This is a genomic window from Psychroflexus sp. MBR-150, assembly GCF_053628795.1.
Genome location: NZ_JBRJHB010000021.1, coordinates 1 through 11,977, shown reverse-complemented (window position 1 = coordinate 11,977; position 11,977 = coordinate 1). Strand labels below are relative to the sequence as shown.

7 protein-coding genes and 1 pseudogene are annotated in these 11,977 nt (G+C 35.4%); 3 read left to right on the top strand and 5 right to left on the bottom strand.

Annotation, left to right across the window (positions count from 1 at the left end):
* Window positions 1–79 precede the first annotated feature (79 nt).
* The 3 genes from rpmF to pdxA all read right to left on the bottom strand — a co-directional run bounded on the left by rpmF (window position 80) and on the right by pdxA (window position 1,950).
* Entirely contained in the window at window positions 80–280 is a 201-nt protein-coding gene (gene rpmF, locus ACSSV5_RS10450; protein WP_454245825.1) for a 50S ribosomal protein L32, read from the bottom strand.
* A 3-nt stretch (window positions 281–283) separates the two neighbouring features.
* A complete protein-coding gene (locus ACSSV5_RS10445) occupies window positions 284–817 on the bottom strand; it encodes a YceD family protein (protein ID WP_454245824.1) in 534 nt (177 codons plus the stop codon).
* 80 nt (window positions 818–897) lie between these two features.
* Window positions 898–1,950: a 4-hydroxythreonine-4-phosphate dehydrogenase PdxA gene (pdxA, locus tag ACSSV5_RS10440; RefSeq protein WP_454245823.1), complete on the bottom strand. Its 1,053-nt coding sequence runs from the start codon at window positions 1,948–1,950 to the stop codon at window positions 898–900.
* A gap of 112 nt (window positions 1,951–2,062) precedes the next feature.
* On the opposite strand from pdxA, the gene ACSSV5_RS10435 reads away from it, so the two are divergent.
* Entirely contained in the window at window positions 2,063–2,662 is a 600-nt protein-coding gene (locus ACSSV5_RS10435; RefSeq protein WP_454245822.1) for a riboflavin synthase, read from the top strand.
* Window positions 2,663–2,672: 10 nt separating this feature from the next.
* Here ACSSV5_RS10435 and ACSSV5_RS10430 read toward each other — a convergent pair whose 3' ends face one another.
* Complete coding sequence (locus ACSSV5_RS10430; RefSeq protein WP_454245821.1) at window positions 2,673–3,722, bottom strand: NAD(P)-dependent alcohol dehydrogenase; 1,050 nt, start codon at window positions 3,720–3,722, stop codon at window positions 2,673–2,675.
* Window positions 3,723–3,823: 101 nt separating this feature from the next.
* A complete protein-coding gene (locus tag ACSSV5_RS10425; RefSeq protein WP_454245820.1) occupies window positions 3,824–4,954 on the bottom strand; it encodes an endonuclease in 1,131 nt (376 codons plus the stop codon).
* Window positions 4,955–5,214: 260 nt separating this feature from the next.
* Between ACSSV5_RS10425 and ACSSV5_RS10420 the strand changes: the two genes are divergently transcribed.
* Together ACSSV5_RS10420 and ACSSV5_RS10415 are read left to right on the top strand one after the other, a co-directional pair.
* Window positions 5,215–11,124, top strand: a complete 5,910-nt coding sequence (locus ACSSV5_RS10420) for a fibronectin type III domain-containing protein (protein WP_454245819.1) — start codon at window positions 5,215–5,217, stop codon at window positions 11,122–11,124.
* Window positions 11,125–11,246: 122 nt separating this feature from the next.
* Window positions 11,247–11,977 (top strand): annotated as a pseudogene (locus ACSSV5_RS10415) (FG-GAP-like repeat-containing protein); the annotation flags it as partial.

Sequence of the window (11,977 nt, the reverse complement as noted above, 5' to 3'; positions counted from 1 at the left end):
ATGTATGATATAAACAAAAAAAACTCCGTTTCAAATCATATTCTGAAACGGAGTTTGAATTAAAATTTTATAGGTGATATTACTCTATTCCAACATCTTCGGTATTGTCAATTAAAACTTGTCCTCTGTAGTATAATTTACCCTCGTGCCAATGTGCTCTGTGGTAAAGATGTGCTTCACCAGTAGTTGGATCTGTGCCAATTTGAGGCATTTCGGCTTTAATATGTGTGCGTCTTTTATCTCTACGCGTTTTTGATGTTTTTCTTTTAGGATGTGCCATAACTCAATCTTTTAGTAATTTTTTTAGTTTATCCCAACGTGGGTCTGTTTCGTTATTTTTTAAATCTTTTTCTCTATCTATGCTATGATGATTTAATTTTTCAAGAATCTCAGAATCTAAAGTACCATCTTCTACTCCAGGGTGTATTTTTTTTTGAGGTATTGACAAAGCTACACATTCATATATAAATTGTTCAATCTGAAAATCATATTGTCCGTGTGGAATAAATAATAATTCCTCGTCAACTTCTTTATATTCGTCTCCAAATTTTACAACTAAATATAAGCTGTTTTCAATGGGTAAATCAAAATGTTCTAAAGTCAAATCACATTCTACTTCAACTTTACCTTTAATATGAAAGTCAAATTCAAGATGTGTATTTTTCTTAATCAAAGTAACCTCAACTTGAATATCTGACTTTGAAAATTCTTGGTAATCAAACTCATCAAAGAACGTGTTATTTATCTTATATTCAAATTGATGTTTACCTTCTTTAAGCCCTACAAAATGAATGGCATAATCTTCAAGATTCAACATCACTACATCAATTTTGAGCTTGCAAATATAAAAAATATTTATAAACTATAAGGATTAAAACTTAATTTTATGGCACGTTTTTATTTAATTTTTAGAGGGTTTTTTGTCAAACGCTTGTATTCTTCTCGGTTTTTATAAATTTTAATAGCTTCAAAAACCGCTTGAGTAAATGAGTTTGCATTTGCTTTGCCTTCGCCAGCAATGTCAAATGCTGTACCGTGATCTGGTGAAGTTCTGATGAAATTTAAGCCTGCCGTAAAATTTACACCTTGTCCAAATGATAAGGTTTTAAAAGGAATTAAACCTTGATCGTGATAGGCAGCAATGATGGCATCAAAATTTTTATAATTTTTGGATCCAAAAAAACTATCTGCCGCATAGGGACCAAAAACATAATGTTCGGTTTTGTTGATTTCTGATAGGGTTGGTCTGATGATTTCGTCGTCTTCTTTGCCAATTACACCATTATCGCCTGTATGTGGGTTGATACCTAAGACAGCAATCTTTGGAACATCTATTTGAAAGTCCTGTTTTAAAGATTGTTTTACAGTCTGAATTTTTTGTTTAATCCGTGCTGGTGTGATATGTTTTGAAATATCTTTAACGGGAATGTGATCGGTTAGTAATCCAACTTTTATTGTTTCAGAAACCATAAACATTAAAGCCTTGCCACCAAATTCTTGTTCCAAAAAATCAGTATGACCAGGAAAATTGAAGTCGTCTGCTTGGATATTGTTTTTATGAATCGGTGCGGTGACCAAAACATCTACTTGTCCTGTTTTAACGGCATTAACTGCAGCACGTAAGGACTTTATAGCAAATGTTCCAGCAGCTTTATGTTCTTGACCAAATTCTATTTTTGGATTGTTTTTCCAAGCATTGACTACATTAATTTTTTTTTCTATTGCTTTGTCAGGCGAGCTGATACCTTGAAATCGTAAATTCAATTTAAAATGTCTTTTGAGAAAAGACAACATTTTAGAATGAGCGAAAATTACAGGTGTGCAAAACTCCAACATCCGTTCATCTTCAAAAGTTTTTAGAATAATTTCTGAACCAATTCCATTGATGTCGCCAATGCTAATGCCAACTTTTGGAAGTTTATTTTGAGAATGTGTAGTTTTATTTACCATAAGTTTTGAAGTCAATGAAAGCTAAATAAAAATTAATGTATCGTTTTAAAAGTGTTATACTTTTTATTTCAATTAAATTTGCTGGGCAAAGATAATTAAATAAATCTGCAATATGTTTACAGGAATCATAGAAGAAATTGGTCAAGTCATTAATATTGAAAAAGAGGACACAAATATTCATTTTGACATCAAAGCAAATTTAGCAACCGAGCTCAAGATAGATCAAAGTGTTTCACATAACGGGGTTTGTTTAACCGTTGTTTCAGTTGATGCTTCAAAAAACGCTTATCGTGTAACCGCAATAGATGAAACTCTCAACAAAACCAATTTAGGAACTTTAAAAGTAGGAGGTTATTTAAACTTAGAACGCGGGATGAAACTTAATTCTCGTCTTGACGGTCATATAGTTCAAGGTCATATTGACCAAGTCGCAATTTGCATTGAAGCTGATGAACAAAATGGCAGTTGGATATATCGGTTTGAATATGATATCGAACAGAAAAACCTTACCATAGAAAAAGGTTCAATCACTATCAACGGCGTGAGTTTGACAGTCGTCGATAGCGATATCAATACCTTTAGCGTCGCTATTATACCTTATACTTATGAGCACACAACTTTTAAATATATAGAAAAAGGCGATACTGTAAATTTAGAATTTGATGTGATTGGGAAGTATGTTAAACGGCTTATGGAGTTAAGAGATATTTAGAAATAATGACTTACTTCAAACTCTCCATATCAATTACAAAACGATATTTTACATCCGAACTCGTCACCCTATCATAAGCTTCATTGATGTTTTGTATATTGATCATCTCTACATCACAAGTGATATTGTGTTTGCCACAAAAATCTAACATTTCTTGAGTTTCTTTAATGCCTCCAATCAAGGAGCCAGCAACACGTTTTCTGTTTAGAATTAAAGATGCACCGTGCAGTGGTTCAAGAGGTTCAATTGCACCGACCAAAACCATAGTTTTATCGCGTTTGAGCAAACCGAGATAAGGGTTCATATCGTGCTTGACAGGAATTGTGTTCAATAGAAAATCAAAACTATTGGCATGTTCCTGCATTTGTTTGTCATCAGTGGAAATTAAAACTTCGTGAGCTCCTAAATCCTTAGCATCTTGTGCTTTATCTTTGGAACGGGTAATCATCACCACGTGTGCACCAAGAGCATTAGCAAATTTAATCCCCATGTGACCTAAACCACCAAGACCAACAACACCGACTTTATCACCTCTTTTGACATTCCAATGGCTTAAAGGTGACCAAGTTGTGATGCCAGCACACAATAAAGGAGCGGTTGCTTTGATATCTAAATTTTCAGGAATATTCAAAACAAAATGTTCGTCAACAACAATTTGTTGAGAGTAACCACCAAATGTGTGTCCGCCCAGATGTTTATCATTGCCATTATAAGTGCCGACTGAGCCTTGTTCACAATATTGTTCTAAATCGTCTTGACAAGACGGACAAGTTCTGCACGAATCAACCATACATCCAACGCCAACGGTTTGTCCGACTTTAAAGTCTTTCACATCATCGCCAATGGCTTCTACTGTTCCTATGATTTCGTGACCTGGAACGACTGGATATTTACTGCCACCCCAATCATTTCTAACGGTGTGAATATCGCTATGACAAACGCCACAGTATTCAATCTTTATTTTAACATCTTTAGGATTTAGTTCCCTTCGTTTAATTTCTAATTCTTTTAGCGGTGCATCAGAAAATTCTGCACCATAAGCTTTTATTGTAGTTGGCATTTTTTTATACAAAGTTATGATTTAATCAAGGAAAACTTAAAGGAAGTAATGGTTTAGCTTTATTTTAACTTTTAACATTAATTGCATCAAATATACCCTAATTAAGGTAAAATGATTTTAATAGTTTTATTTAAATTATGGTATTTTAAATTAATGATATAAACTCCAGAAGGCCATTGTTGAACTGAAATTTTATGATTGCTCTCAGATGTTATTCCTTTTAAAATAGGTTGACCAAAAATATTATAAACTTCAAATTTTAGATTTGAAATACCTTTGGAGTCAATATTTAAAAACTGACTTCTTACGGGGTTTGGATAGACAGAGATTTTTAAAGATTGAAATTCATCTGCACTAAAGTTTTCATCCCAAATAGCTTGTACATAAGTTGGGTTGTCTATAAAAGGATTTCGGTTATTCTGAAAGTTAAATCCATTTTCGTTTCGATCTAATTCTTCTTGAGACACAGGGTCAATGATATGCCAACTTAATAGTAAATCGATATACCAATCATCATAAAATTGATTAGAGTCTGAATTCAATATATTATCATTAGCATCAGCCCAGCCAGAGGTGTTAATCTCATCTTCATATCTAACAGCAAAATATAATAAAGCTCTTGCGATATCACCTTTAAACTCATCAAGAGGTTCAAATACATTTCCATTATATCCAGGAAAGACATTAGGACCACGTTTAGAACCGTTAAGTGTTGTTAAATTCGGGTTACTAACCTCTCCATAAGGAAGATTCCCGCGATACCCATTAACCTGACCGTCAGTTGGAAAAGTGGAATGAAAATCACTTCGCATTGGAAGTTGTTGATTAAATAAAGATTGAGGTAAGAGATGTTCCCTGTTATAACACACGCCTTCAGCATTAAAATTACCACATTGATCTACCAATAAACTATGATTATATGGATCTATACCATTTGGATTTTCTGAATAGATGTCTAACAAAAACCCATCATTATCAAAATTGGTATAATTGTCAACAAAACCACTATTAGTATTAGCATAGGCATTCCATAAATCTGAATATTGTTGTGGCGTGTGAAAGGGAAGACCACTACTATCATCAATATCATCAATTATATTTTTGAGTGCAGTTTTTAACTGAAACCCAGTAAGTCCTTGAGCACTTGAGTAGTATCCTTGAGGAGCTTGAGAATAGCTATTAAAAAGTGAAAAATTAAGTATTAGTATCGTTAATAAGATGTGTTTTGACATTAGTTTTAATTTTGGCAACAAATATCTATTTTTTTAAAAAAATTACGACCTAAAAATTAATCAAATATGAGATATTTCTTAGACATTAGAGTTTCAATCTAAAACTATTTTGTGTGATAAGCTTAGAAATTTTGATAGAAAAGATACCATTAAATCAACGAATGTTGTTAAAAAAAATAAATTATGTTAAAATAATTATGAAGTTTTTTTTTAATTAATTTTTTCATAAATTTAACGCCTAATTAAAAAACATTTAACTTATGAAAAAAATAATACTATTGATCGGTTTGCTCGTAACGTGCTGGCAAGTCAATGCACAAGATTATTGTACTGATGGCGGCCCATCAAGTACATTTGATACAAATGTAGAATCTGTAGATTTGGTAGGAGAAACGGCTACTATTGCTTACCTCGGTTGTCAAAATGTTGGTAATGGTGTTGCTGGAGTTGAAGACTTAACTGCTTCTCAATCAGCAGACGTCATTGCAGGTAATTCTTACACTGTAGATGTACAGTTTGGAACTTGTGGTGGCAATTATTCTAGTGTTGGTGAAGCTTGGATAGATTTTGACAGTGATGGTTTTTTTGAAACTATAGAATCTATAGGAACTATAGCTGGAATTGCACCTTTTACTTTACAATCTTTTGCTGTAACAGTTCCGTCTGATGCTATTAATGGTAGCTCAAGAATGAGAGTTATGCAGTGGGAAGGCGGTGTTTTACCATTAGATCCATGTGGTTCATTTACTTATGGCTCTGTTGTTGACTTTGAAATTGTTATTTCAGGCGGTATTGATATCACTTGTGAACAACCTTTTAATGTTCAATTAGTAGAGGCATTTGGTTCTTCCGCAGACTTTACTTGGGACTTAGCACCAAATGATCAAAATGGATATATCTGGGAAGTGTTTACTGCAGGAGCAGATCCTGATGTTGACACCCCAGTTTCTACAGGAACTGTTGCTTCTGGTGTTTCAACTGCAAATGCAGATGGACTTTCAGAGCTTACAAATTATGATTTCTATGTCACTACAGACTGTGGAGCTACAGATGGTTTAAGCCAGAGAAGTAATGTAGTGACCTTTACTACAGTTTTTTTATGCCCAGCTCCATCTAATGTTACTGTTGACGGTGTTGTGTCAGATGCTTTTAATATTAATTGGAACGAAATTCCAAATGCAGCAAATGGTTATACTTGGTCTGTATTTAATGCAGGAGATGATCCTACGGTAGATACACCAGTTTTTACTGGTACAGAGCCTTTTGGAACAACGTCAACTACAGTAACAGGACTTACTGATAATACATCTTATGATGTGTATTTATCTGCAGACTGTGATGTAGATGGCACAAGTGAATTATCTAATGTAGTTACTGTAACCACACCATGTACAGCAGTTTTAGCACCAATCACAGAAAATTTTGATGGCGCAAATTGGACTTCAGGAACTGGGTTTAATAATACAGGAGATGCCATTGATAATTGCTGGCAAAGAACACCCGATGGATCAGGATTCTTTTGGGGAACAAGAACTGGAACAACTGGATCAAGTACTACTGGTCCAAGTGCTGCAAATTCAACACCAAATTATATATTTACAGAATCCTCAAATGGATTATCAGGAGATGAAGCCTTTTTGGTTTCCCCTTTAATTGATTTATCGCCATTAACAGATCCAGCATTAACCTTTTGGTATCATATGCGAGGCAATAATATGGGTACGTTAAGTGTAGATGTTGATGCTGGCTCAGGTTTTGATTTAGATGTCTTTACAATATCTGGCGAACAACAAACTGCAGAGTCTGATCCTTTTATAGAACAAATTGTTGATTTAGCAGCTTATGCAGGTCAAACTGTAAGAATAAGATTCAGAGCTGTTAAAGGTGGTGGTTTTGAAAGTGATATGGCTATAGATGATTTTAAAGTCGATGAAGCACCGTCTTGTTTAAAAACATATAACCTTACTTTGATAGAAACCTTTGATGTTGAAGCTGAGGTGTCTTGGAGTTTAATTAGTAATGCTACAAATGGTTATATTTGGGAAGTTTATAATGCAGGTGACGATCCTGCTACTTCAACTCCTGTTTCTACTGGGACATTTGCTGCAGGTACAACTACAGGAATTGCAGATGGTTTAACAGAACTTACTGATTACGATTTGTATATCATTTCTGATTGTGGTGCTACTGATGGTTTATCAGAACTAGCTGGACCATTAAGTTTTTCTACATTGGCGACCTGTCCATCGCCAACGAATATTGCAGTATCGAATATTACAGTAGATGCTGCAGAGGTAACATGGGGTGAATCTTTTAATGCTAGTAATGGTTACAATTGGGAGTTATTTCTAGATGGTGATGACCCTGCAACTGCAACACCAATTCAAAGTGGAAATGTTGCTTTTGGCACAACAACTTTAAATCTATCAGGCCTGACAGATAATGTAGATTATGATTTTTATATTACTTCAGATTGTGACACAAATGGTTTGTCTTTAACAGAAGGCCCGATAAGCTTCTTAACTTTACCATTACCACCAGCTAATGATGATATATGTGATGCTATTCCTTTAACAGTTGGTATAATTCCACCTGGAAACACCTATACAAACTTAGGTGCTACACCGCAAACCGACGAACCGGCAGGTACCTGTTTTAATGGAGGTATTAACGGCTCTGTATGGTTCACCTTTGTTGCTCCAGCTTCTGGAGAAGTTGAGGTTTCTACAGACATTGCAGGCGCAACCTTGATCGATAGTGAGATAGCTGTATATGATGCACCAACTGACTGTGCTGACCCTACTACAATGGGTGCAGAGTTAGGGTGTGACCAAGATGGAGGAACTACAGTAGGTCTTAACTCAGTTATCAACCTCACAGGACTTACTGGAGGAACTACTTATTATGTTCAAGTTGATCAATGGGGTTTCACCACGCCTGGTGATTTTGGAATTAGTGTTATAGATACTAATCCACCATGTCCGGTTCCAGAAAATGTGACATTAGATAATGTTTCAAATATAACTGCAGATTTTTCATGGGATGATGTTGCTGAAGCAACAGATGGCTATAACTGGTTTGTATTTAATCAAGGAGCTGATGTTACATCTGATACACCAATCGTTAATGGAAATGTAGGATCTGGGGTTCTAACTGCTAATGTAACTGGTCTAGCTTCAGACACATTTTATGATTTTTATGTTCAATCAAACTGTGGAACAACTATAGGATTAAGTATCTTAGGTACAGCAACTACCTTTCAAACAGATTGTGATACATTTACAACTCCATTCGTTGAAGACTTTGAAAGCTTTGCGCCTACAGAAGGATCTGGCCCTGAGTTTGTAAGAGAAGGCTGTTTTGAAGACTTATCTCCAGAATTTGATTACAGATGGAATATAGGTTTAGACTCTACACCCTCAACAGTGTCTGGGCCTTCAACAGGTAATAGTGGGTCTCAATATATTTATGCAGACTCTGGTACTGGTTTTGGAACACAAACGGCTGTTCTTCAAACACCAACATTTGACTTATCTACTTTAACTCAACCTACACTTTCATTTTTCTACCATATGTTTGGTTCAGATGTTGGCTCGTTAGCTGTTGATGTTGATAACGGAACTACAGTTGACGCTGATGTCCTTATCCTTAATGGCTCACAACAAAACGCATCAAACGAGCCTTGGAAAGTTGCTTTTGTAGATTTGACAGCTTACAGTGGTCAAAACATATCTTTTATATTTAGAGCAACAAGAACAACCACTTTTCAAGGTAGTGATATAGCTTTAGATGATATTTCAGTAGATGAAGCTCCAGCTTGTTTACCTGTTAACAATATCTCGATTGCTAATATAGGAGATACTAGCGTTGATTTGTCCTGGGTAGGAAATTCAACAGCATTATCTTACAACTGGGAATTATTTTTAGCTGGTGATGACCCTTCTACAGCTACGCCAGTTCTTACTGGTTCTGAAGCGGCAACGACCTTTACGCTTGCTGGTCTTACAGCTTCTACATCTTATGACTTTTATGTAACAACTGATTGTGGTGCTGATGGCACAAGTTTGGTTACTGGTCCTTTTAATTTTGCAACTGCTGGTTGTCCTGTTTCAGACCAATGTGATTTTACTTTTAATCTTATAGATAGTTTTGGAGATGGCTGGAATGGTAATACCATGGATGTTTTACAAAACGGTGTTGTTGTTGCAACTCTAGGGACTTCCTTTACTACTGGTAATGAATTTACAGAGGTTATTTCATTATGTGACGGTTCAAACTTTGAGTTGTTCTGGAATGATGGTGGTAATTATATTAATGAAGTTGGTGTAGAAATTATTGATCCATTTGATGAAATATTTTTTGAATTACAACCTGACATAAATAATACAAATAATACGAGTCTATTTACTGGTGTAATCTCATGTAGCCCGCCTCCTTGTCCAAAACCTGGCAGCTTGTCAGTATCAAACTTACAGCCAACATCAGTGACCTTAAATTGGGGAGACAATGGTAATGCTGTTAATGGATACAATTGGAGTATTTTCTTACAAGGAGAAGATCCAACAGTTGACGCACCACAGTTTTCTGGTTCAACTCCAGATGGTGTAACTTCTGTTGATGTTACTGGTTTAGCTCAGTTTGAAGAATACGAATTTTATGTTGAGGCAGACTGTGGTACAGCTGACGGTATAAGTACACTTGATGGACCATTTTTCTTTGCAACACCTTGTAACATTTTTGTTCCAGATTATTTAGAGTCTTTCGATACTTTTCTTCCTAATTGTTGGGATGAAGCTGGAAGTGGTGACCCAACAGCTGGACCATCTGATTTTGGAAATTCATCATGGTTGCATGATCAATTCTTAAACGGGACTGGAGACGATAATTCTGTTAACATCAATCTTTTTTTCACTGGTAAGGAAGAGTGGTTAATATCCCCTTCTTTTGACTTGTCTGGAGATGATTATATATTACAGTATATTGCAGCAGTAACAGATTTTAATAATGGCAATGCTCCTGAAGGAAATGGAATGGGTTCTGATGATGAAGTGCAAGTTCTTATATCTGAAGATGATGGCTTAACTTGGACTGAACTCAGAACTTATAATCAATCTGATTTTCCAAGTGAAACAGGTGACGTTGAAGTAATTGATTTATCATCCTTTAATGGCACTGTGAAGTTTGCGTTTTGGGGAACAGAAGGTACTGTTGATGATACTGAAGATTATGACTTCTTTATAGATGAGTTTGAAGTAAAAGTTGCTCCAACTTGCTTTGATCCAAATAGTTTAGAAGTTTTATCAGTTACTGATACTTCAGCTGATTTGAATTGGCAAGCTGGTTCTAGCGAAACTAACTTTGATGTAGAAGTTGTTATCTCTGGAACTCCACCAACTGGTGTGCCAACTTTTGAAGATGTTAGTGTGCCATTCACAGCAACAGGTTTAACTTCAGAAACAACTTATGATTTCTATGTAAGAGCTGATTGTGGCCCTGGAGATGTAAGTAACTGGGTTGGACCAACTAGTTTCACAACTGCACTTACCCCAGTAACTATTGTAGTTAATGACCCTTCAGTTAACAACACTTACTGTTATGATAACGATGAAGTTAAAGAATGGCTATTTGTGTCATCAGATTTTGGCAGCCCAAGTATAACTCCTGTTGAAGTAATTTTTAATGGTGGAACTATTGAAGATGGTACCGGTTCAACCGATCGCTTTAGAGTTTTTAATGGTTTTGATGAGACTGCACCTGTATTATATGACTCTGATGTTGATGGTACTGATTTAGCTGGTGTTACCTTAGCTGCTGATTCTGGAGCTATGTATATGCTTTTAGAATCAGATATATTTGGATCTTGCCAAAATGGTGTAGATGTTGAAGTTCCATTTGATTTTGATGTATTTGCAGGGGTGTTTTCAACGGTGGCGTTTTCGGATAATAATTTTAAATACTATCCAAACCCTGTAAGTTCTACTATGACAATTGATTCGGCAAATCCAATTGAATCAGTTCAAGTATTTGATATTTTAGGAAAAGAAGTATTTAGTAATAATTATGAAGAGACTTCAATAAATATTAATATGGATGCTTTAAGTAGTGGAACTTATTTGATGAAAGTTTCGATAAGTGGAAATTCTCAAACTTTCAGAGTGATTAAAGATTAGAAAGTAAGTAAATTTTTAAGTCTATAAAAAGCCTGAGATGTCTCAGGCTTTTTTTTGGATAAATAATTAAAATCTTAACAAAAATTTTATATATTTGGTCAAATTAATTTAAAATTTACATTATGAAAAAACAAATACTTTTGTTGTTGTTCCTCTTTGTGGGTTCAACAATGTTTTCACAAACTTTAAATCAGCCTGCCAATTGGCCCAATACCAATTGGACAGTATCAGGAACTTTTGAGGCAACCTCATTACTTAATGACCCTACAACATCTGCTAATTTTAGCTACGATGATGACGCTGCTGGATCTGGTTCAACAGATATTCTATCTGCCGAATCTCCAGTAATTGATTTGACACCAGCAAGTTCAGCTGGAGAAACTTTTATTTTTTTAGATTACAACTATGATTATAATCTTGGAGATATTTTTGATCTACAGTACTATGACGCAGACACTTCAGCATGGGTGACCTGGGAAGCACTGCCTGATAATAGTGGTACGGAATCCAATTGGTGTGCAGCAATTTCTGCACCATCTATCACAAGTGTAGAGTTAGACATATCTGGCTTTACGGCAAACCAGTTGAGTAATTTCCAATATAGGTTTTTCTATGATGCATCTTCAGCATGGGGTTGGGGATTTTGTGTATCTTCGCCAACCATTACCTCAGCAACTCCGCCAAGTTGTATTGAACCTTCAGGCTTAACCGCTTCAAACGTAACAGCAACTTCAGTTCAATTAGACTGGACAGCAACGACTTCAACTGAAACAGGTGGTTATGAATATGTCTTAATCACTGACGGTTCAACACCAGATGCCACAACCACACCAACAGGAAGTGTTGGTACGGG